This window comes from Kribbella sp. NPDC104218 (genome assembly GCF_055584105.1).
Window position 1 is genome coordinate 237,648 of record NZ_JBVJMQ010000005.1, and the last position, 22,085, is coordinate 259,732.

Here is a 22,085-nt window from a genome sequence, read left to right on the forward strand (position 1 = left end):
TCAGTCATGTCCAACGTTCTGGTTCTCGTTGACCACACCGACGGCACCGTCCGTAAGACGACCGCCGAGCTCCTCACCATCGCCCGCCGGCTCGGCGAGCCGGTCGCGGTCTTCATCGGCGACGGCGCCCAGGCCGCGCTGCCGGCGCTCGGGCAGTACGGCGCGACCAAGGTGATCGCGCTGACCAACCCGGAGCTGACGCAGTACCTGGTCGCCCCGAAGGCCGAGGCGCTGCAGCAGGTCGCGGCCAAGATCGAGCCGTCGGCGATCCTGATCTCGTCGAACGCCGAGGGCAAGGAGATCGCCGCCCGGCTGGCGGTCAAGCTGGAGTCCGGCCTGATCACCGACGCCGTCGACGTCCAGGAGGGCCCGGTCACCACGCAGTCGGTGTTCGCCGGCAACTACTCGGTCAAGTCGAAGATCACCAAGGGCACCGCGATCATCACCGTGAAGCCGAACGCCGCGACCCCCGAGGCCGCCGAGACCTCCCCGGAGGTCGAGGAGTTCGACGTCACGATCTCGGACGCCGCCAAGACCGCGAAGATCACCGACTCCAAGCCCCGCGCCGCCACCGGCCGCCCGGAGCTGACCGAGGCCGCGATCATCGTGTCCGGCGGTCGTGGCACCGGCGGCGACTTCGGTCCGGTCGAGGCCTTCGCCGACTCGCTCGGCGCGGCGGTCGGCGCGTCCCGCGCGGCGGTCGACTCGGGCTGGTACCCGCACGCCTACCAGGTCGGCCAGACCGGTAAGACCGTGTCGCCGCAGCTGTACGTCGCCGCCGGCATCTCGGGCGCGATCCAGCACCGCGCCGGTATGCAGACCTCGAAGACCATCGTGGCCGTCAACAAGGACAACGAGGCCCCGATCTTCGAGCTGGTCGACTTCGGCGTCGTCGGCGACCTGCACAAGGTCCTCCCGACCGCCACCGAAGAGGTCACCAAGCGCAAGTCCTGACCACCGGTACGACGTCGCCCGGGCCCGGCTCACCACGAGCCGGGCCCGAGCCATGCTCCGGCCTGCACCGCCTCCCGTGTGAGGATCGGCGGGTGGATGAGGAGCGGTTCTGGTACGAGGACGGGCTGGACGCCGAGGAGCGCGAGTTCCAGCGCCGGTACGGGCCGTGGAAGCGGTCGACGCCGGCTGACGCGTTGGCGATGCTGCGCGGGTACGACGGTGAGTGGTGGCTGGCAGGCGGGTGGGCGCTGGAGGCGTTCACGGGTGTGCAGCGGCCGCATGGGGACGTCGATCTGTCGCTGTGGCGGCGGGACATCGAGAAGCTGCGGCTCCATCTGAAGGATCGGTATCACCTGTGGTCGCAGGACAGCGGGCAGCTCAGAGTGCTCACGGATGAACAGCCTGAGCAGCCCGCCGAGTCCGAGCAGATCTGGTTACGCCGGCATGCGCTCGCGCCGTGGGAGTTCGACGTCATCATCAACCCGGAGCGCGACGGCCGGTGGGTCTTCCGGCGGGACCCGACGCTCGACTACGCCCTCGTCGACATCACCTGGCTGGCGCCGGACGGCGTCCGCTACCTGAATCCGGAGTTGGTCCTGGCCTACAAGGCCAAGGCCGCGCGGGCCAAGGACGAACACGACCTGCGGACGACGCTGCCGTTCCTCAATCAGCAACAGCGGACGTGGCTGGCCGAGATGGTTGCGCATCTGCACCCGGGTCATCCCTGGCTGGGGCGGCTCTAGCAGCTGCCGGTGGGGCGGACGGCGGCTTGCAGCTCGACTACTACGGCGTTGGGGTCCGTTGTGTCGAGACGGATGTCGCGGTAGACGCCGTACGACTCCAGGCCTTGTTCGTCGAGTGCTACATCTAGGGTTCGCCAGGTGTCGCCGATGCCCTCGGCCGGGCCGCAGTAGGTCACTGTGGCGCCCTGCGGCACGGCTGGGACGTCGGTCAGCGTCAAACCGTCCGGTGGCGTTGCTGTGGCCGGCAGGGCGACTCCAACGGACACCTCGATCTTGTCCGGCCCACCGAAGTAGGTGTGCACTCGTTGGCCAGTCAGCTGCAGTGCGTCCAGTTGGGTGCTCAGGGCATCGACTGCGCCGCCGATCTCGGACTCGTCGTTCACCTCGGTCCGTAGGTGCAGCAAACGGATGGCGGGCAGCGGTCCGAGCGTGAGAGTGCTGTTCGTCATGGTCAGTCCTCTTTCGATCGATCGGAGTCGCCGTTCGACCTCAGTGAGCCGGTCCGCGTCCGCAGTCATCCGCTGCTCGAGCTGGGCACGCCGGAGTCGCAGCATGCCGTGTAGCTCCTCGACCGGCAGCTGCTCATCGAGGATGGCGCCGCACTGCTCCAGGGTGAAGCCGAGCTCTTTCAGCGCGATGAGGCTGTCCACCCGCCAGATCTGCGACACCGCGTACCAGCGGTGCCCGGTGTGCGGGTCGACGTGTTCGGGCACGACCAGTCCCAGTGCGTCGTAGTGCCGCAGCATCCGCACCGAGATGCGGGTGTGGCGGGCGAGGTCTCCGATACTCAACATGGTGCCTCCAGCGAACCGCCTGACATCGTGTCAGCTGCAAGTCACCGAGTCCGCGCGACGACGCGCAGCTGCAGCATCGCAGCGAAGCGGGCGTCCGGGTCGGTGAGGTCCAGGCCGCCGACCTCGGCGAGACGCCGGAGCCGGTAGCGGAAGGTGTTGGGATGGACGTACGTCGCCGCAGCAGCCGCGCCGACGTCCCCGAAGGCGTCGAGCCAGGCCCGCAGCGTCTCGACCAGAGGAGTGTTGTGGGCGCGGTCGTAGTCGATCAGTCGAGCTATCGGCCCGGTCGGCTGGTCGCCACGCGCCTCAATCAGATCGCGTAGTTCGAGCAGCAGCGTCTCGACCTGGACGTCGGCCAGCCGTGCGACCCGCTGCGTACCCGACCGCAACACCCGCAGCACCCGGTCTGCGCCAGCCCGGGCATGCGGCAGCCGACTGCTCTCCCGGACCGCAGGCCCGACTCCGATCGTCGCACCGGCCCGATCACCGATGCGGTCCAGAAAGTCCACAGCGATCCGCGCTGCCCGCTCATCGCTTTCCAGCGGCAGCAGCCCATACGCGACATCACCTAGTAGCGCTGCGGCTGACCGCGGATGGACCGCACCGAGGTGCATGGCGAACGCATCCGCCAGCCGCTGCCGCTCAGTCGCGACACCGGCGGCACTGTCGACAGCGGCCGGTACGGCGAGCGCCAGTACGACGAGCGGTTGGTCGGCCAGTCCGAGTCGGTCGAGTGCCTCACGGGCCTCGGCACCGCCGTCCAGCGCCGTACTGACCAGATCGGCCCGCAGGCGACGTTCGACATCCGCATCGGCGCGAATGCGGAGCATGTGCAGCGCTACGAGCTTGGCGGCATCCTGCAGTGCCTCGGAACGCTCGGCACTCAGCGGCGCGCGCACTGCGACCCAGATCGAGCCGAGCACCTCGTCACCGGCCCGTACGGCGACGGCGACCCGCGGCATCGCGACATCGGCCTCAGCAACCGGCATCGGCGCGACGTACACCGGCTGGTCGGTTCGGTAGAGCTCTCGGAAGACTCCGCGCTCGGAAAGCAGTCGGGAGTACCGCTCGGGGACCTGACGGCCCAGAACGGTTTCAACCCGTGCAGCGTCGGCCTCGTCCTGGCGACCGGAAAAGGCGAGTACTCGCGAGCTGCGGTCCTCGATGGTGACCGGAGCATCGAGCAGCGCCGCAGTAGCGTTCGCCAGCGCGAACAGGTCTCCCGACGGCAGACCGCCGAGTGTCTCCTGGTCGGCGACGCCCACCTCGAGCACGGACCGCAGCAGGACACCAAGCTGGTCCCAGGTCGCTCCCCGAGTCAGACCCAGTACTGCGACGCCGGACGCCGTCGCAGCGTCGACGATCCGGGCGTCGGCCGCGATCGGGCTCCGCAGGACCAGACCGGCCACCTGCTGCCGGCCGAGCTCCCGCAGCGTACGGGCGACGTCCTCGGGGTCGTGCAGACCGACCCCGAGGACGAGCGCGTGCTGGGGGAGGACCGGGTCGTCGAGCGGATCGTGGATGACCACCCCGCCGATCTCGTCCGGACGGTCGGGGTCGCCGGCGACGAGCTCGAGCAGGGTCGCGCCGAGGTCGTCGAGCACCCGGCCCAGACTGGCGCGCGGTCGATTGGTCACCCAGTCATTGTGCATCCGCACAGAAACGACCTCACGATTGGTCGGTTCCTACAGCGTCAGCCACTCGGTCGAGACCGTCACCGCGGCCAGCTCGTCCGGCAGCGGCTCGACACCGATCCCAGGGCCGGTCGGAACGGCCAGGTGACCGGCGTCCAGCGTGAACGGCGCGGTGATGTCGGTCCGGTAGTACCGGGAAGAGCCCGAGGTGTCGCCGGGCAGGGTGAAACCAGGAAGCGCGGCCAGCGCGACGTTCGCGGCCCGGCCGAGACCGGTCTCGAGCATGCCGCCGGCCCAGACCGGGATGCCGTTGGCGACGCAGACGTCATGGATGCGGCGGGACTCCAGGTAGCCACCGACGCGGCCGGGTTTGACGTTGACGATCGAGCAGGCGCCGAGGCTGATCGCCGCAGCGGCCGCACGGGCCGAGGTGATCGACTCGTCCAGGCAGATCGGCGTCTCGACCTGCCGGGCCAGCTCGGCGTGCCCGAGGATGTCCTCCTCGTCGAGCGGCTGCTCGATCAGCAGCAGGTCGAACGCATCCAGCTGGGCGAGGTGGCGCGCGTCCGCCACGGCGTACGCCGTGTTCGCGTCCACCTGCAGCAGTACGTCGTCGCCGTACCGCTCGCGCACAGCCGCGACCGGTGCGATGTCCCAGCCAGGCTGGATCTTCAGCTTGATCCGCAGGTAGCCCTCGTCGAGGTAACCGCCCACTGCGGTCAGCAGTTCGTCGATCGAGTCCATGATCCCGACCGAGACCCCACAGGGCACCCGGTCGTGCACTGCACCCAGCTCGCGGGCCAGCGAGCGCCCTTCGGTGCGCAGCTCGGCGTCCAGCACCGCAGTCTCCAGTGCGGCCTTCGCCATCCGGTGGCCGTGGAACTTCGCCAGCGTCGGCGCTACCTGGGTGCCTCGCTCGACACCGGCCATCGCTGGGACGAAGTACCGGCGCAGTACGTCGATCGCGGCGTCGACGTACTCGGAGGAGTAGAGCGGCGCGGCCATCGCTACGCACTCACCCCAGCCCTCGGCGTCGGTGCCGACCGCGCGGACCAGCAGTGCGTCCCGGGTGGTCTCAGTGCCGAACGACGTCCGGAAGGGCGCTACCAACGGCAGTGCGACCCGCCGTAGTTCGAATCCGGTCAGCTTCATGCCACAGTTCCCTTTCCTGGGAGGTCGAGTACGTACCAGCCGTTGCGGTCGAATCCGCTCACCTGTGCGCCGTCCGCCAGCAGTCCGCCGAGCACCTCGCGCACTGCGAGCCGCCACTCCTTAGCCGTGGCGAAATCGCTGCCCCGCAGGGACTCCACGTCGATCGGCACCGCAACAGCCACCTGCCCGGACTCCGGTACGTCGGCACGGACCGGGCGCCCGGAGTCGTCCCGGCCGAGCACTGTGGTTGCCTCAGGCACCGACAGCCCGCCGACCGGGGTGTCCAGCTGCCAGCGCACGAGCAGACGGTCACTCTCGTCGCCGTCGTTGATCTCGTCGCGCATCTGGCCGTAGAAGTCGACCAGGTACTCCTTCGGTCGTGCTCCGAGCTTGACCAGGTTGAAGTAGGCGTTGCGCCGGACCAGTGGGTCGAACGTCCACTCGATCGCGGTGAGGCCGCGCTGGAGCGCCCAGTCCCGCTGGTGCAGTTTCAGGGCGTAGCCGATGTTCCGGCCCCGGGCGCGGTCAGATACGCCGGCCACGTGGCTGTGCAGTGTCCGTTCCGCAGGCGCGCCGAAGAAGCCGACGCAGGCGCCGATCAGCTCGTCACCGTCGTACGCGCCCCCGACGTAGTTGCCGGCCTTGGTCAGCGCCCTCAGCATTTCGGTGGTCACTGGCGGGTTCGACGGGTCCGGATGCCACACCGAGTCGAACAGCTGGTACACCGCGTCCAGATCGGCCAGCTCGGACAACTCGCGCAGTTCGACGTCACTCATGGCTTGGCCAGCAGTTCGGTCATCAGTGCGGTGAGCAGAGCGGTCCGGGGTGCGATCTCGGCAATTACTACGTGCTCGTCGTCCGCGTGTGCCCCGCCGCCGACCGCGCCGAGGCCGTCAAGCGTCGGCGTCCCAACACCAGCGGTGAAGTTGCCGTCCGACGCCCCACCGACCGAAATGGCCCGCAGTGCGGGCTGGCCGAGCTCCAGGGCGATGCGGGAGGCCTGCTGGAACAGGTCTTCGGCCATCTTCCGTTCGAACGGCGGTCGGTTCGGTCCGCCCAGGATCTCGATTTCGGCCTCGGGCAGCACCGGCTTGAGTGACTGCATCGCCTCATCGACTCGGACCTGTTCTGCGACGGTACGGGCGCGCCCGTCGACCAGAAAGCTCGCTGCGGCCGGCACTGTGTTGCGTGTGGTGCCGGAAACGAGCTTGGTTGGTGTGACCGTCGTACCGGCATCCGCGTCGCCCAGCGCACTGATGGCGAGCACCTGGTGTGCCGCCTCGATTGACGCGTTCACGCCGAGCTCTGGCTCCAGCCCGGCGTGCGAGGCGCGGCCGGTGATGCGGACCTCGTAGTTCGACACGCCTTTACGCTCCAGCTTCAGTGCGCCTTCGGCGGCGGCCTCCAGCACCAGTGCGGCCACGCAACCCGCTGCCTCGGCCTCGATCAGGGCGCGGGACGACGGTGAGCCCAGCTCCTCGTCGCCGGTGATCAGCAGCGTCACACCGGACCGGTCCGGCAGCGCTGCGATCGCGTGGAAGGCCATCACCAGTCCGGTCTTCATATCGAAGCAGCCAGGCCCACGCAGGACGCCGTCCTCGACAACGAACGGATGCGTCGCGAGCGAGCCCAGCGGCCACACCGTGTCGTGGTGACCAACGACCAGCACCCGGTTCGGCCCGTCGCCGAACTTCCAGCGCAGATGCGTCCGTCCGTCGATGACGAGGTACTCCGGGGCGCTGCCCAGCCGCTCCGCGCCCAGCTGCGCAACGACGTCCGCACTGGCCGCGACAGCCGCCAGATCGTCGGACGGCGACTCACAGGTCACCAGCGTCTTGATGTCTTCGATCATCTGGTCCATCAGGCACTCACCTTTGGTGTCGCGCGGACTCCGAAGTGCAGGTACTGCTCTCCGGTCGGCAGGGTGTAGAAGGTGACCGCGCGCCAGCCGAGCACACCGGGCGGCTGAACGACGAACAGGTCACCGGTCGGATCGACAGGTGTCATGACGAGCTCCTGGACCGGAGCCGCGATCGCCTCGGCCAGCGGCCCGGTCGGCGTCACCCGAAGGACCGCCTGGCCGTCGCGGACGAAGACTTCCTGGGTTGCGCTGGAGCGTTCGTAGCGGCCGACATGTCGTTGCAGATCGACGGTGACCGGCTCGGTCGGAGGCGCCAGGGGAGTGGGCATGGTGACACCGGCCAGCTCTATGAAGATCTCCCGGTACAGCTCCTCGTAGAGGTCGCTCGCACTGCCGCCATTGGTCAGGAGCACAACGGCGAGGCCCTCGGCCGGCAGCACACGCAGGAACGCAGACTGGCCGATGGTGTTGCCGTCGTGCCCGATCAGACGCTGCCCGTCCCAGCCGAATCGGATCCAGCCCAGCCCCCACGAGTCGCCCAGCGAATGCTTGTCCGGCAGCTCTGCCTGCAGGGCCGCCATCTCAGCCGCGGTCTCGGGCTGGAGCAGCTGGCCGTCCAGATGCATCCGGGCGAAGGCGAGTACGTCGGCCACCGTTGAGGTGATGAGGCCTGCAGGGCCTGCGGAGCGCGGCAGCCCCCAGAACGGAGCTACCTGCGGCTCTGCGCCGTTCTCGCTGACATGTCCCATTGCGGCCCGGTGCATGAGGGCTTCCTCGGCCAGCGTGACGGTGTGCTTCAGACTGAGCGGTGTGATGATGCGGTCCCGCAGCGCCTGGTCCCAGGTCGTGCCGGTGAGCTTTTCGATCACCCGACCGGCCAGTGAGAAGCCGGAGTTGCAGTAGGACCAGGTGGCGCCGAGCGGATGGTTCTGGCTGACGGACGCGAGCAACTCGGTGTACTTGGCCAGACAGTCATCGCCGCGACCGGTGTCGTCGAAAACGTCGCCGTCGATACCGCTCGTGTGCGTGAGCAGATGCCGCATGGTGACGTGCTTGGTGACATCTGGGTCGCTCAGCTGTAGCTCTGGCAGTACTGCAACTAGTGGCGCGTCCAGATCGAGCAGCCCCTCCTGCACGAGCTGCATGACGAGCGTCGCCGTCCAGACCTTCGTGATGGACCCGATCTGGAACAGCGAGTCCGTGGTGACCTCGACGCCAGTGCCCTTGTGCAGGACGCCGGTCGCAGCCTCGACCAGATCGTCCCCACGCTGGATGCCGAGCGTCGCACCCGGTACGCCGTACTTCGTCGCCAGTGTGCTCAGTCTGCGCTGCCAGTGCGCGGCATCCAGGCGCGGACGGCGGCCACCGGCGTACTGCTCGACCCACTCCAGGATGCGGCGGTTGAAATCGACGCGGTGCGACGGCCGGCCCTGCAGGATGAACAGATGGTCGGCGTCCGGGTACATGACGAACTCGGCGGGGACTCCGCGTTCCCGAAGGGCGGTGTGCCACTGCTGGGCTTGGCCGAGTGGGCAGCGGCGATCGGCGTCCCCGTGAATGATCAGCGTCGGCGTCTGGACCTGGTCAACGGTCGTCATCGGCGACATGGCGGCCAGATCGCCGTCCGTCAGCTCGTAGGCACTCAGGAAGTGGCCCAGGTCCGAGGTGCCGGTCATGCTGGTCAGGTCGCTGATCACGCCGCCGGTGACAGCTGCGGCGAATCGGTTGTCACGGCTCGTCAGGTAGCAGGTCATGTAGCCGCCGTAGCTGTAGCCGGCGACAGCCAGCCGGTCCGGGTCCGCGGTGCCTTCGGCGACCAGCTCGTCGATCGGCTCCAGGAAGTCCTTCGCGTCAGAGGTACCCCAGCCGCCGATGACTCCGGTGAAGAACTCCGCGCCGTACCCGTCGCTGCCGCGCGGGTTGACCAGGAGCACGGTCCAGCCTTTGGCCACGAGCTCTTGGTGGTAGGCGTGCACCTCGTCAGCGCCTCCGTTCCAGGCGCCGTGCGGGCCGCCATGGATGTCCAGCAACAGCGGTTGGGCCCCTGTCGCCTCGGAGTCCCGAATCAGCCACGCTGCGACCACAGTGCCGTCCGAGATGGTGAACTCGCGCTCTACCCGGGCGAAATGCTCGACCTCGGCCAGCTTCGCGCCGTGCGTCGTCAGCGGCGTGCTGGCGCCGGTCTCCAGGTCGATGGTGACGATCTCGCCGTACGACGTCGCAGTCGTCAGCACTGTCGTAGCGACGTTGCCCACCACGCTCAGACCAGAGATGTTCTGATCGGGCTCGCCGAAGACACGCTCCGCCGTCCCGCCAGCCGACGGTACGGCGTACAGGTGGGTGCAGCCACGGTCGCGGGCGGCGAACAGCACTGTGCTGCCGTCGTCGATCGGATGTGCGCCTGGGTACGCCGGACCACCGGGCATCAGGTTGCGGTCGAGAGACTCGGCCAGGTTGGTGACGGCACCGGTCAGAGCGACCTTGAGCAGGTGGTTGTGGCCTACCGGGCCAGTGGGGTTGCCGACGAGCAAGAGCGCGCCGTCGGTCGTCCAGGCCACCGCACTGGCCACTCCGTCGGCCAGACCGACCAGCCGCGGCTTGGCCTTGGCATCTGCCGCATCCAGGACGTACGCCGGTGCCTTCGGAGCGAGGTCCGCGTCCGGAGCCATCGCGGCGGCAAACGCGAGCTGGCTGCCGTCCGGCGACCAGGCCGGGTCTCCGGCATGCCAGTCGCCCTCAGTGGCCTGTCGGCAGTTCTTGGTCGCGACATCCACGACGTGGACGTGTTTGCGCGCGGAACGCAGCCAGCCGGCTCCGTCCACCTGGTAGTCCAGCCGCCTACTCGCAGTCGGCGATTTGGCGCCCGATTCGGGAGTTGTGTCGACAGGGGCGGTGAAAGCGAGCTGCGTGCCGTCCGGACTCCACTTCGGTGCACCGGCGCCCAGGGGCAACGTGGTCAGCTGCTCCGGCTCGCCTCCGCTGGCTGGGAGCACCCACAGCTGGCGTGGCCCGTCCTTGGCGCGGAGAAAGGCCAGCTGGCTGCCGTCCGGCGACCAGACCGGCCAGGTGTCGTTTTCGCCCCGAGTGAGCTGTTGTGGGGTGCCTCCTGCCGCGGGAAGCCGCCAAAGGCTCCGCAGGTCCCGGTCGGCCTGTACATCGGTCGTCCGCAGGACGTAGGCGATCTGAGTGCCGTCCGGAGCCAGCGCGGGCTGCTCGGGGACCGCTAGGTCGGCCAGGTCGTCGATGCGCAGACGTCGGGTCACGAAGTCCTCCTCGAGGGGCGGTTCGGCTGCCGGATCCGATGCTAGGCGGCCCCGGGCGGCGTGTGTTCGTCCTCGTCGACAAGCGGCCGAACCGATTTCGTCCGCCCGGACGAACGGTTCCGCGAGTCCGGAATCCCGGCGGCGGATCGGGAACATCCGCGCAGGACTTACCCTTGAGAGTGTTATGACCTCTTTGCGCCCTCGTGCGGTCTACCTCGACCACGCCGCGACGACACCGATGCTGCCCGCGGCCATCGAGGCGATGACGGTGCACCTGGGCCGGACGGGTAACGCCTCGTCACTGCACGGAGCCGGCCGCGCTGCCCGGCGTACGGTCGAGGAGTCCCGCGAGACCATCGCCGCGGCGCTCGGAGCGCAGCCGAGTGAGGTGGTCTTCACCTCCGGCGGTACCGAGGCCGACAACCTGGCCCTGAAGGGCCTGTGGTGGGCGCGCCTGGCCGAGGACCCGCGCCGCCGCCGCATCCTGCTGAGCGGCATCGAGCACCACGCCGTGCTGGATCCGGCCGTCTGGCTCGGGCAGCACGAGGGCGCCCAGATCGAGTGGCTGCCGGTCGACGAGCTGGGCCGCGTCCGGCCGGACGACGTCCGCCGGGCCATCGCCTGCGAGCCGGAGTCGGTGTCGTTCGTCACGGTGATGATGGCCAACAACGAGGTCGGCACCCTGCAGCCGGTCCAGGAGATCGCCGCGATCGCCGCCGAGTACGGCGTCCCGGTGCACACCGACGCCGTCCAGGCGGTCGGGCAGGTTCCGGTGGACTTCGCAGCGCTCGGTGTCGACGCGATGACGGTGTCCGCGCACAAGCTGGGCGGACCGTACGGCGTCGGTGCGCTGGTAGTGCACAAGGAGACCAAGCTGACCGCCGTGCAGCATGGCGGCGGCCAGGAGCGGGACGTCCGCTCCGGGACGCTGGATGCGCCGGCCATCGCCGGGTTCGCCGTAGCGCTCGAGTACGCCGTACAGCACCAGCCGGCAGAGGCGCAGCGGCTGACCGAGCTGCGGGACCAGCTCATCGGTGGGGTGCTGGCCAAGGTCAGCGGCGCGAAGCTGTCGGGCGACCCCGTCGGCCGCTTGCCCGGTAACGCACACTTGTCCTTCGGTGGCTGTGAGGGCGACTCGCTGTTGCTGCTGCTCGACGCCCGGGGCATCGAGGTGTCCACCGGCTCGGCCTGCAACGCCGGAGTCGCAGAGCCCAGCCACGTGCTACTTGCCATGGGGTACGACGACCAGCGCGCCCGCGGGTCGCTGCGCTTCACCCTGGGGCACACGTCGAGTCAGGCCGACATCGACGCCGTACTGGAGAACATCGGACCGGTTGTGGAGCGTGCGCAGTCCGCCGGTCTGCAGAACGTGGGAAGGAACACCTGATGCGGGTACTCGCAGCCATGTCCGGCGGAGTCGACTCCGCCGTCGCGGCGGCGCGGATGGCAGAGGCCGGGCACGACGTGACCGGAGTGCACCTGGCGCTGAGCCGCAACCCGCAGTCGTACCGCACCGGCGCCCGCGGGTGCTGCACGATCGAGGACTCGCGGGACGCGCGTCGCGCGGCGGATGTGATCGGCATCCCGTTCTACGTCTGGGATCTGGCCGAGCGGTTCCACGCCGACGTCGTCGAGGACTTCGTCAACGAGTACGCCGCCGGCCGCACACCGAACCCCTGTCTGCGCTGCAACGAGAAGGTCAAGTTCAGCGCCGTCCTGGAGCGTGCGCTCGCACTGGACTTCGACGCGGTCGTCACCGGCCACTACGCGCGGATCGTCGACACTGCGACCGGCCGTGAGCTGCACCGCGCGGTCGACCCGGCCAAGGACCAGTCCTACGTGCTCGGCGTCCTCACGCAGGAGCAGCTCGCCCACGCGTTCTTCCCGCTCGGCGACACCCCCAAGACGGAGATCCGTGCAGAGGCGGCGCGGCGCGGTCTGTCCGTGGCCGACAAGCCGGACAGCCACGACATCTGCTTCATTGCCGACGGCAACACTCCGGCGTTCCTCAGCGCGCAGCTGGGTGAGGCGCCCGGCGACATCGTCGACGCGCAGGGAAACAAGCTCGGTGAGCACAAGGGCACGCACGGGTTCACTGTCGGCCAGCGCAAGGGGCTGCGGATCGGTACGCCGGCCGCGGACGGCAAGCCGCGTTTCGTACTCGACATCAGTCCAGTGGACCGCACTGTCACCGTTGGCTCTCGTGACGAGCTCGCAGTGACCGGGCTGACCGCTTCCAAGCCCCGCTGGTGCGGTCCGGCGCCGACGTCCGAGCTGCAGGCGACTGCTCAGTTGCGCGCGCACGGCGAAGAGGTGGCTGTGACGGCCCGCCTGGACGGCGACCAGGTGCACGTCACCTTCACCGACCCCGCTACTGCGGTAGCCCCCGGCCAGGCTGTTGTCCTGTACGACGGCACCCGTGTCATCGGCTCCGCCACTATCGACTCGGTCGCTCGCGTCACCCCGCAGCACGCATGACCACTACCGGTCTGGGTTCGCTGCCGGGGGAGGACATCCGGGAGTGGACGAAGGTCCTGCTGGAGCTGGTCGACGTACCGTTCCTCGCAGAGCTGCCAGCACGCCCGTACGGCGACATGCTCAGCCGGGCCGTCGCCGTCCTGACTGAGCTCGCTGCCGACCTGCAGCCGGCCGGCTGGCGACTGACTGGGGGCAGCGACCCCCGTGCGAGTGTCGACCAGCGCAGGGCGCGTGCGCTGCTGGCTGAAGACCTCGACGTGCTCGAAGAGCTTGCCTACGGCTACAGCGGGCCGCTGAAGCTGCAGGTCACCGGTCCGTGGACTCTGGCCGCCACGCTGGAGCTGCCGCGTGGTGACAAGGTGCTGGCGGACCACGGGGCCCGTCGCGACCTGGCCCAGGCGCTGGCGGCCGGCGTCCAGCAGCATGTAGCCGAGGTGCGTAAGCGAGTGCCGGGCGCGGAGCTGGTGCTGCAGCTTGATGAGCCGGCGCTGCCTGCCGTTCTGGCCGGTGCGATCCCGACGGCGTCCGGCTGGGGCAAGCACCGCTCGGTCGATGGCCCAGGAGCGGTTGAGCTGTTGAGCCTGCTGACCACCGCAGCTCCCACGACCGTCCACTGCTGCGCTGCGCGGCCACCGATCGAGGTCTTCACCAAGTCCGGCGCGACCGGCCTCGCCGTGGACATTTCGTTACTCAACGACGCCGCCTGGGAGCAGATCGGGTTCGCGGCCGAGGCCGGGACGACGCTCTACGCCGGTCTCGTGCCCACGACCGGCGTCCTCGCCGATCCGGAGCGGACCGCGCGGCCGCTGATCCGGCGCTGGGAGGAGCTGGGCCTCGACCCGGCGTTGCTCCGGACAACGGTCATCACGCCGACCTGCGGGCTCGCCGGCACCGCCGACGCACGGGCCCGGCTCGAGCTGTGCCGGCGCGCCGCCGAAGTGGTCGCCGAGTTCGCCGACTCCTGAGATTTGTCGGCGGGCGGTTGTAGGTTTTGCCCATGAGCGAAGAGATTCCGGCGCCGCCCGCCGACGTGCGCGAGCGGCATGCGACGCTGAGCAAGGAGATCGAGGACCACCGGGTGAAGTACTACCTGGGCAGCTCGGTCATCTCGGACGCCGATTTCGACGCGCTCATGCACGAGCTGCAGGCGATCGAGGAGCAGTACCCGGAGCTCCGCACGCCGGATTCCCCGACCCAGAAGGTCGGCGCGCCGATCTCGACGCTGTTCACCCCGGTGCAGCACCCGACCCGGATGGAGAGCCTGGCCAACGCGTTCTCCGCCGAGCAGATGGAGGCCTGGGCGAAGCGGCTGGAGCGCGAGGTCACGCTGCGGCAGATCAACGACTCGGGGTTCCTGTGCGAGCTGAAGGTCGACGGGCTCGCGCTCGACCTCGTCTACGAGCACGGCCGGCTGGTCAGCGGCGCGACCCGCGGCGACGGCCGCACCGGTGAGGACGTCACGCTCAACGTCCACACCATCAAGAGCATCCCGAACGAGTTGGACGGCGCGGAGCTGCCGGCTTTCCTCGAGGTGCGCGGCGAGGTCTACTTCCGCGTCGAGGACTTCGAGGAGCTGAACGCACAGCTCGTGGAGGCCGGTAAGGAGCCGTTCTCCAACCCGCGCAACAGCGCCGCCGGATCCCTGCGCCAGAAGGATCCCCGGGTGTCGGCGAGCCGTCCGCTGCGCTTCGTCGTCCATGGTCTCGGCCGTGTCGAGGGGTATCACGTCGGCCGGCTCTCGGCGGCGTACGAGCAGCTGAAGGCCTGGGGCCTGCCGGTCAGCGACCGCGCCCGCAAGGTCGAGACGCTCGGCGAGGTCAACGACTTCATCGCGTACTACGGCGAGAACCGGCACTCGGTCGACCACGAGATCGACGGCGTCGTGGTCAAGGTCGACGAGGTCGACCTGCAGCGCGCGCTCGGCTCGACCTCGAGCGCGCCGCGCTGGGCGATCGCGTTCAAGTACCCGCCGGAGGAGGTCACCACCAAACTCCTCGACATCGAGGTGAACGTCGGCCGGACCGGCCGCGTCACGCCGTACGGGCGGATGGAGCCGGTCCGGGTGGCCGGCTCGACGGTCGAGTTCGCGACCCTGCACAACGCGCAGGAGGTCATGCGCAAAGGCGTCTGGATCGGCGACACCGTCGTCCTGCGCAAGGCCGGTGACGTGATCCCCGAGATCCTCGGTCCGGTCGTCGAGTTGCGGCCCGACGACGCGCGGGAGTTCGTGATGCCGACCGAGTGCCCGTCCTGCGGGACGACGCTGCGCCCGATGAAGGAGGCCGACGTCGACATCCGCTGCCCGAACTCGCAGTCCTGCCCGGCCCAGCTGCGCGAGCGGATCTTCCACCTGGCCGGGCGCGCGGCCTTCGACATCGAGGTGCTCGGCTTCAAGGGCGCGGACGCGCTGATCGGCGGCGAGCTGATCAAGGACGAGGGCGATCTGTTCGGCCTCACCGAGGCGGAGCTGGCCAAGAGCCCGTTCTTCACCACGAAGGCCGGCGCGCTCTCGGCGAACGCCCTGCGGCTGCTGGCCAATCTCGAACAGGCCAAGACGCAGCCGCTGGCCCGCGGCCTGGTCGCGCTCTCGATCCGGCATGTCGGCCCGACCGCCGCGCAGGCGCTCGCCGCGGTGTACGACGACATCGAGCAGGTCCGTGCCGCGAGCGAGGCGGAGCTGGCCGAGATCGAAGGCGTCGGCCCGACCATCGCCCGCGCGGTGATCGAGTGGTTCGAGGTCGACTGGCACCAGGCGATCGTCGACAAGTGGCAGGCCGCCGGCGTCGTCCTGCGGCAGGAGCGAACCGGGCCGGTCGTCGAGCAGACGCTGAGCGGGCTGTCGATCGTGGTCACCGGCACGGTCGAGGGGTTCAGCCGCGACGAGGCGACCGAGGCGATCGTGTCCCGCGGCGGCAAGGCGGCGAGCTCGGTCTCGAAGAAGACGTCGTTCGTCGTGGTCGGCGACTCGCCCGGGTCGAAGTACGACAAAGCGGTGCAGCTCGGGGTGAGAATTCTGGATGCAGCGGGCTTCCAGGTCCTGCTGGAGCAGGGCGTCGAGGCCGCCGAGGCGGTGGCGACCACTCCGGCGGCCGACGCGACCTAGCCCGGATTCGATGGATCCGGCGGCGAGGCTGAGCCGTCGGACTGTTAGCTTTGCACGTCCACACGTGGGTCAAAAGGAGCAAATATGACGACGCCGCCGCAAGGACCGTGGGGTCCTGGGCAGCCGGGGGGCCAGCCGGGCGGACAGCAAGGGGGACAGGGAGGTCAAGGCGGCTGGGGACAGCAGCCGCCCTCCCAGGGCGGTGGTGGCGGCTGGGGTCAGCCCCAGCAACCGCAGCCTCAGCAACCCCAGCAAGGGCAGCCGCCGCAGCAGGGCGGTGGCGGTTGGGGCCAGCAGCCCGGGCGCCCGCAGCCCGGCCAGCCGGAGCAGCCCGCTCAGCCTGAGCAGGAGCAGCCCGCGCAGGGTTGGGGTCAGCGCTCTCCGCAGCAGCCCCAGCAGGGCCAGCCGCCCGCGTACCAGCAGCAGGGCTGGGGTCAGCAGGGCTCTCAGCAGCCGGCTCAGCAAGGTGGCTGGCACCAGCAGCAGGGCGGTCAGCCGGGCCAGCAGCCGTGGCAGCCGGGCTCCGGCTCCAAGGGCGGCGGTGGCCTCGGCAAGGACAAGATGCCGCTGCTGATCGGCGGCGGTGTCGTCGGCATCCTGCTCATCGGCCTGCTGATCTTCCTGGTCATCAAGGGCATCGGCGGCGACGACGAGCCCGCGGCGGGCGGGGGGAACTCCCAGGGCACCGGCGACGGCGGTCCCGGTAACGCCGCGGGTCAGGCCGAGGGCGCCACGCAGAAGCTCCAGAGCGCCGGCTACCAGTGCAGCGACCTGTTCAACAACGAGTCGGGCGCGCACCGCGGCTGCTTCAAGTACGAGGGCTCGACGCAGTCCGACGCCGTCTTCCAGTTCACCAAGGACGGCTCGATCATCAGCGTCCAGATCTCCACCCGGGACGACGAGAACGGCAACAACGCCAAGGTCACCTTCGACGGGGCGCTGCAGGCGATCGGCAACGACGCCTTCGGCGGCAGCGAGGTCCGCAAGATCCAGGACGCCGTCGCCACCGGCCAGAAGTCCGAGCGCGTCGGCACGACGTGGGGCGAGTTCCGGCTCAGCAACGACAGCACCGTCTCGCTGGCCGGCCGCAAGTCCGGCGAGGAGGCCTTCAAGGTGCCGGATGTCGCCTGGGCGACGACCGAGGCGCAGCTCAAGGCCGGGCTGATCGCCAAGGGCTACACCTGCAAGGTCGTCTGCGAGAAGAAGATCGGCGACTTCGACCGCCAGGCCGTCTACGGCTACGGCGGATCCAGCGGCGGTCTGCGTCAGGTCGAGATGGAGATCCGGGCCCGGGAGGACGCCGCGAAGGCGGCCTGGCCGGCCACGGTCAACGACGCGTTCGGCATCCTCAAGGGCGCGGACGCGGCCAAGCTCAAGGAGTTCGCCGACAAGCACACCGACGGCAAGCCCGCGGTGGCGTACGTCGCCGGCTGGCGGGTCGAGGTCACCTCCCGTGACAACGACGACCGTTGGGCGCGGTCGATTAGAATCAAACGGGAGAGCTACTACCCCTGAGCCGAGCGGAGATCCGGTGCAGCTGCCACGCGAGAAGCGGGAAGAGCGGACGGTGGTGCAGCCGCCGCCCGAGGCAGTGCAGCGGGTCTCCGGGGGCGGGGCCTGGGGCCCCACCCAGTTCGAGCTGCCGGAGCGCAGCGGTAACGACAGCCAGACGATCTGGATCGTGGCGCTGGTCGGCGTCGTCATCCTGCTGATCACCGCCGGGCTGTGGGCCGTCGCCTACTTCGAGCTCGTCTGACCGCGAACGACGAAGGGCCCGGATCATCGTGATCCGGGCCCTTCGCGCTGTCGTGGGGTCAGGCAGTGGCGCGAATCGTCACCGCGAGTGAGGCCAGGTAGCTGAGCCGGGCGACCTCGGAGCCGAGGAACTCGGGCCCGCCGCGGCGGCCGACCACGAGCACCCGCCGGTCGGACTCCAGCGGCGCGGCGACCAGCACCGACTCCGCCAGGCCCTTGTGGTCCGGCGCGGCCAGCGTCGTCGCCTTCTCCAGCGGCAGCCACGCGGCGGCCACCTCGCCGAACTCCGGCGTGGCGCTGGTCTCCAGCGCGACCTTGACGTCGGCGCCCGTCCCGTCGATCAGAGCGGCCCAGTCGGCGTGCAGCACGGCGGGGCCCTGCTCGACGAGCAGGTCGATGGCCTCGGCCGGGGACGACGTCATCTGCTCGACGGCCTCGAGATCCATGTGCAAGCCGCCGCCGGCGCCGTACCGGGAGAACCAGATCACCTCGACGTCGGGCACGCTGTTACAGGCCGAGACGAGCCGGTCCGGCAGGACGCCGGGCGGCAGGTCGACCACGATGTCGTCGACAGCGGTGCCGTTCTCGCGGCGGTGCTCGACGATCTCGATCGCGTGGATGTCGGCGCTCACCTCGCCGAGGGCGGTGGCGACCGTGCCGAGCGAGCCGGGCCGGTCCGGGATGATCAATCGCAGCAGGAACACCGAACGATCATCTCCCAGCCCATCACCGTGCGCGTAACGCCCTGTCGCCGCCCATGTTACAGAGCGGAACCCGGGACACGCCCGGTGCCTGTGTCCACAGCCTCGGGGATCGCGAAATGTTCGTGTCACACCCGACCCCTAAGATGGCCCAGGTAACCCGGGAAGACTTCACGTGTTATCTCCAGCAACTGCAGACATTGGATTCAGTTCATGCCTTCCATCACCCGCGAAGAGGTCGCGCACCTGGCGCGACTGGCGCGGATCGAGCTCAGCGATGACGAGCTCGATCACCTCGCGCCGCAGCTCGACCAGATCATCGCCCTGGTCGGGCAGGTCAGCCAGGTCGCGGCGGACGACATCCCGCCGACCTCGCACGCCCTGCCGCTGACCAACGTGATGCGCGCCGACGAGAACGTCGCGTGCCTCACCCCGGAGCAGGCGCTGTCCGGCGCCCCCGCGGCCCAGGCGCAGCGATTCCGGGTCCCGCGGATCCTGGAGGAGGACTGACATGACCGACCTGACCAGGAAGACCGCGGCCGAGCTCGCGGAGCTGATGGCGGCGAAGCAGGCCAGCTCGGTCGAGGTGACCCAAGCGCATCTGGACCGGATCGGCGCGGTGGACGGCGCCGTCCGCGCGTTCCTGCACGTCGACACCGAGGGCGCGCTCGCGCAGGCCGCGGCGGTCGACGCCAAGCGCGCCGCCGGCGAGGAGCTCGGCCCGCTGGCCGGCGTCCCGCTCGCGCTGAAGGACGTGCTGACGCAGGAGGGCGTGCCGACGACGGCCGGCTCGAAGGTGCTCGAGGGCTGGCGGCCGCCGTACGACTCGACGGTCGTCCAGCGGCTGAAGGCCGCCGGGATCGTCATCCTCGGCAAGACCAACATGGACGAGTTCGCGATGGGTTCGTCGACCGAGAACTCGGCCTACGGGACGACGCACAACCCGTGGGACCTGGGCCGGATCCCGGGTGGTTCCGGCGGCGGCTCGTCCGCGGCGATCTCGGCGTACGAGGCGCCGCTCGCGATCGGCACCGACACCGGCGGCTCGATCCGCCAGCCCGGCGCCTTCACCGGCACGGTCGGCGTCAAGCCGACCTACGGCGGCACATCGCGCTACGGCCTGATCGCGCTGGCGTCCTCGCTGGACACGCCGGGCCCGTGCGCGCGGACGACGCTCGACGCGGCGCTGCTGCACGAGGCGATCGCCGGCTGGGACCCGCGGGACTCCACCTCGATCAACCAGGACGTCCCGCCGGTGGTCGCGGCCGCGCGCAACGGCGACGTGGCCGGGCTGCGGATCGGCGTCGTCAAGGAGCTCGGCGGCGAGGGCTACCAGCCCGGCGTCGAGGCCCGCTTCCACGAGGCGGTCGAGCTGCTCACCAAGCTCGGCGCCGAGGTGGTCGAGGTCTCCTGCCCGCACTTCGAGTACGCGCTGCCGGCGTACTACCTGATCCTGCCGAGTGAGGCGTCGTCCAACCTGGCCAAGTTCGACGCGATGCGGTACGGCCTGCGGGTCGGCGACGACGGCACGAACAGCGCCGAGACGGTGATGAGCCTGTCCCGCGAGGCCGGGTTCGGGGCCGAGGTGAAGCGCCGGATCATGCTCGGCACGCACGCGCTGTCGAGTGGTTACTACGACGCGTACTACGGCCAGGCGCAGAAGGTGCGGACGCTGATCGCCCGCGACTTCGCCAAGGCCTACGAGCAGGTCGACGTCCTGGTCTCGCCGGCGACGCCGACGACGGCGTTCGCGATCGGCGACCGGATCAACGACCCGATCGCCATGTACAAGAACGACCTGTGCACGATCCCGTCGAACCTGGCCGGTAACGCGGCCGCGTCGTTCCCGTGCGGGCTGGCCGACGAGGACGGGCTGCCCGTCGGCTTCCACGTGATGGCTCCGGTCATGCGTGACGACCTGCTCTACACCGTCGGCGCCGCGCTGGAGTCCGCGCTGGCCGAGCAGTGGGGCGGCGTGCTGATGACGAAGGCTCCGGAGCTGGAGGTGACCCGATGACCGCTGAAGTTCTCGAGATCGAGGATGCGCTCGCGCAGTACGACCCGGTCATGGGCCTGGAGGTCCACGTCGAGCTGAACACCAAGTCGAAGATGTTCTGCGGCTGCCCGACCGAGTTCGGCGCCCCGCCGAACACGCAGACCTGCCCGGTCTGCCTCGGGCTGCCGGGCGCGCTGCCGGTGGTGAACGCGCGCGGCGTCGAGTCGGCGATCAAGATCGGCCTCGCGCTGAACTGCGAGATCGCCGAGTGGTGCCGGTTCGCCCGGAAGAACTACTTCTACCCGGACATGCCGAAGAACTTCCAGACCTCGCAGTACGACGAGCCGATCGCCTTCAACGGGTGGACGGAGGTCGTCGTCGACGGCGAGACCTTCCGGATCGAGATCGAGCGCGCCCACATGGAGGAGGACACCGGCAAGTCCACCCACGTGGGTGGCGCGACCGGCCGCATCCAGGGCGCCTCGCACTCGCTGGTCGACTACAACCGGGCCGGGATCCCGCTGATCGAGATCGTCACCAAGACGATCGAGGTCGAGCCGGCCAAGGCGGCCGCGGTCGCCCGCGCGTTCGTCAGCCAGCTGCGCGATCTGCTGCTGGCGCTCGAGGTGTCCGACGTCCGGATGGACCAGGGCTCGCTGCGCTGCGACGCGAACGTCTCGCTGAAGCCGACCGGGACGACGGCGCTCGGCACCCGGACCGAGACCAAGAACGTGAACTCGTTCCGCTCGGTCGAGCGCGCGATCACCTACGAGATCACCCGGCAGGCCGCCGTCCTGAACGCCGGCGGCAAGATCCTGCAGGAGACGCGGCACTGGCACGAGGACACCGGGATCACGACGTCGGGGCGGGAGAAGTCCGACGCGGACGACTACCGGTACTTCCCCGAGCCGGATCTGGTCCCGGTCGCGCCGTCGCGGGAGTGGGTCGAGGAGCTGCGCGCGACGCTGCCGGAGTCGCCGGCGCTGCGCCGCGTCCGGCTCCAGGAGGACTGGGGTTTCACCGACCTCGAGATGCGCGACGTGATCAACGGCAACGCGCTGGAGCCGATCGTCGCCACCGTCGCGCTGGGTGTCTCGGCCGCGGCCGCCAAGAAGTGGTGGCTGGGTGAGCTGGCCCGGTCGGCCAACGAGCAGGGTGTCGAGCTCGACGCGCTGCCGGTCGGCCCGGCGCAGGTCGCCGAGGTCCAGAAGCTGGTCGACGAGGGCACGCTGAACGACAAGCTGGCCCGGCAGGTCTTCGAGGGTCTGCTCGCCGGTGAGGGCACGCCGGCCGAGGTGATCGAGAAGCGCGGGCTGGCGCTGGTCTCCGACGACGGCCCGCTGATCGAGGCCATCGAGCGGGCGATCGCCGCCAACCCGGATGTCGTCGAGAAGGTGAACTCCGGTAAGCCCGCGGCGGCCGGCGCGCTGATCGGCGCCGTCATGAAGGACATGCGCGGTCAGGCGGACGCGGCCAAGGTCCGCGAGCTGCTGAACGCCAAACTGGGGATCTGAGCTGGGTGGTGGGGGGGGGGGGGGGGGGGCGCCCCCCCCCCCCCCCCCCCCCCCCCCCCCTCCCCTCCCCCCCCCCCCCCCCCCCCCCCCTCCTCTCCCCCCCCCCCCCCCCCCCCACCCCCCACCCCCCCCCCCTC

At 69.8% G+C, this 22,085-nt stretch carries 18 protein-coding genes; 11 read left to right on the top strand and 7 right to left on the bottom strand.

Annotation, left to right across the window (positions count from 1 at the left end; translation table 11 throughout):
* Positions 1-6: 6 nt before the first annotated feature.
* Positions 7-954 (top strand): electron transfer flavoprotein subunit alpha/FixB family protein, encoded by a 948-nt coding sequence (locus ACZ6ZD_RS34475; protein ID WP_465678543.1) that lies wholly within the window; start codon positions 7-9, stop codon positions 952-954.
* A gap of 92 nt (positions 955-1,046) precedes the next feature.
* Positions 1,047-1,697, top strand: coding sequence for a nucleotidyltransferase domain-containing protein (locus ACZ6ZD_RS34480; protein ID WP_465678545.1), 651 nt, complete (start codon positions 1,047-1,049; stop codon positions 1,695-1,697).
* Here the strand turns inward: ACZ6ZD_RS34480 and ACZ6ZD_RS34485 are convergent.
* Genes ACZ6ZD_RS34485 through ACZ6ZD_RS34510 form a run of 6 tightly spaced genes read right to left on the bottom strand, consistent with a single transcriptional unit; the run spans position 1,694 to position 10,401 of the window.
* Entirely contained in the window at positions 1,694-2,491 is a 798-nt protein-coding gene (locus ACZ6ZD_RS34485; protein ID WP_465678546.1) for a MerR family transcriptional regulator, read from the bottom strand. The two genes, ACZ6ZD_RS34480 and ACZ6ZD_RS34485, sit on opposite strands and share 4 nt — an antisense overlap.
* A gap of 41 nt (positions 2,492-2,532) precedes the next feature.
* On the bottom strand, positions 2,533-4,128 hold the full coding sequence (locus ACZ6ZD_RS34490; RefSeq protein WP_465678548.1) for a PucR family transcriptional regulator: 1,596 nt from the start codon (positions 4,126-4,128) through the stop codon (positions 2,533-2,535).
* Positions 4,129-4,176: 48 nt separating this feature from the next.
* Entirely contained in the window at positions 4,177-5,277 is a 1,101-nt protein-coding gene (gene menC, locus ACZ6ZD_RS34495; protein ID WP_465678549.1) for an o-succinylbenzoate synthase, read from the bottom strand.
* Positions 5,274-6,053: a GNAT family N-acetyltransferase gene (locus ACZ6ZD_RS34500; RefSeq protein WP_465678551.1), complete on the bottom strand. Its 780-nt coding sequence runs from the start codon at positions 6,051-6,053 to the stop codon at positions 5,274-5,276. The genes menC and ACZ6ZD_RS34500 overlap by 4 nt, the downstream gene beginning before the upstream one ends.
* Entirely contained in the window at positions 6,050-7,138 is a 1,089-nt protein-coding gene (locus ACZ6ZD_RS34505; RefSeq protein WP_465678553.1) for a M20/M25/M40 family metallo-hydrolase, read from the bottom strand. Before ACZ6ZD_RS34505 ends, ACZ6ZD_RS34500 begins: the two co-directional genes overlap by 4 nt.
* Entirely contained in the window at positions 7,138-10,401 is a 3,264-nt protein-coding gene (locus tag ACZ6ZD_RS34510; protein ID WP_465678555.1) for a serine hydrolase, read from the bottom strand. Before ACZ6ZD_RS34510 ends, ACZ6ZD_RS34505 begins: the two co-directional genes overlap by 1 nt.
* 184 nt (positions 10,402-10,585) lie before the next feature.
* Between ACZ6ZD_RS34510 and ACZ6ZD_RS34515 the strand changes: the two genes are divergently transcribed.
* The 6 genes from ACZ6ZD_RS34515 (at position 10,586) to ACZ6ZD_RS34540 (ending at position 17,738) form a co-directional block, all read left to right on the top strand.
* A complete protein-coding gene (locus tag ACZ6ZD_RS34515; protein WP_465678557.1) occupies positions 10,586-11,788 on the top strand; it encodes a cysteine desulfurase family protein in 1,203 nt (400 codons plus the stop codon).
* Positions 11,788-12,879: a tRNA 2-thiouridine(34) synthase MnmA gene (gene mnmA, locus ACZ6ZD_RS34520; protein ID WP_465678559.1), complete on the top strand. Its 1,092-nt coding sequence runs from the start codon at positions 11,788-11,790 to the stop codon at positions 12,877-12,879. The genes ACZ6ZD_RS34515 and mnmA overlap by 1 nt, the downstream gene beginning before the upstream one ends.
* Positions 12,876-13,844 carry a uroporphyrinogen decarboxylase/cobalamine-independent methonine synthase family protein gene (locus ACZ6ZD_RS34525; protein ID WP_465678561.1) on the top strand — a complete coding sequence of 323 codons (969 nt, stop codon included), beginning with the start codon at positions 12,876-12,878 and terminating at the stop codon, positions 13,842-13,844. The genes mnmA and ACZ6ZD_RS34525 overlap by 4 nt, the downstream gene beginning before the upstream one ends.
* 32 nt (positions 13,845-13,876) lie before the next feature.
* Positions 13,877-15,982, top strand: coding sequence for an NAD-dependent DNA ligase LigA (ligA, locus tag ACZ6ZD_RS34530; RefSeq protein ID WP_465678563.1), 2,106 nt, complete (start codon positions 13,877-13,879; stop codon positions 15,980-15,982).
* 84 nt (positions 15,983-16,066) lie between these two features.
* On the top strand, positions 16,067-17,497 hold the full coding sequence (locus ACZ6ZD_RS34535; protein ID WP_465678564.1) for a hypothetical protein: 1,431 nt from the start codon (positions 16,067-16,069) through the stop codon (positions 17,495-17,497).
* A 16-nt stretch (positions 17,498-17,513) separates the two neighbouring features.
* Positions 17,514-17,738 (top strand): hypothetical protein, encoded by a 225-nt coding sequence (locus ACZ6ZD_RS34540; protein ID WP_465678565.1) that lies wholly within the window; start codon positions 17,514-17,516, stop codon positions 17,736-17,738.
* A gap of 58 nt (positions 17,739-17,796) precedes the next feature.
* On the opposite strand, the gene ACZ6ZD_RS34545 is transcribed toward ACZ6ZD_RS34540, so the two are convergent.
* The gene (locus ACZ6ZD_RS34545) at positions 17,797-18,441 is read right to left on the bottom strand and encodes an ACT domain-containing protein (RefSeq protein ID WP_465678566.1); all 645 of its coding nucleotides are present in this window, start codon (positions 18,439-18,441) and stop codon (positions 17,797-17,799) included.
* Between the two features lie 210 nt (positions 18,442-18,651).
* On the opposite strand from ACZ6ZD_RS34545, the gene gatC reads away from it, so the two are divergent.
* Genes gatC through gatB form a run of 3 tightly spaced genes read left to right on the top strand, consistent with a single transcriptional unit; the run spans position 18,652 to position 21,948 of the window.
* Positions 18,652-18,948 carry an Asp-tRNA(Asn)/Glu-tRNA(Gln) amidotransferase subunit GatC gene (gatC, locus tag ACZ6ZD_RS34550; RefSeq protein WP_465678567.1) on the top strand — a complete coding sequence of 99 codons (297 nt, stop codon included), beginning with the start codon at positions 18,652-18,654 and terminating at the stop codon, positions 18,946-18,948.
* A gap of 1 nt (position 18,949) precedes the next feature.
* Complete coding sequence (gatA, locus tag ACZ6ZD_RS34555) at positions 18,950-20,455, top strand: Asp-tRNA(Asn)/Glu-tRNA(Gln) amidotransferase subunit GatA (RefSeq protein ID WP_465678569.1); 1,506 nt, start codon at positions 18,950-18,952, stop codon at positions 20,453-20,455.
* Positions 20,452-21,948 (top strand): Asp-tRNA(Asn)/Glu-tRNA(Gln) amidotransferase subunit GatB, encoded by a 1,497-nt coding sequence (gene gatB / locus ACZ6ZD_RS34560; protein WP_465678571.1) that lies wholly within the window; start codon positions 20,452-20,454, stop codon positions 21,946-21,948. Before gatA ends, gatB begins: the two co-directional genes overlap by 4 nt.
* The last annotated feature ends 137 nt before the right edge of the window (positions 21,949-22,085 follow it).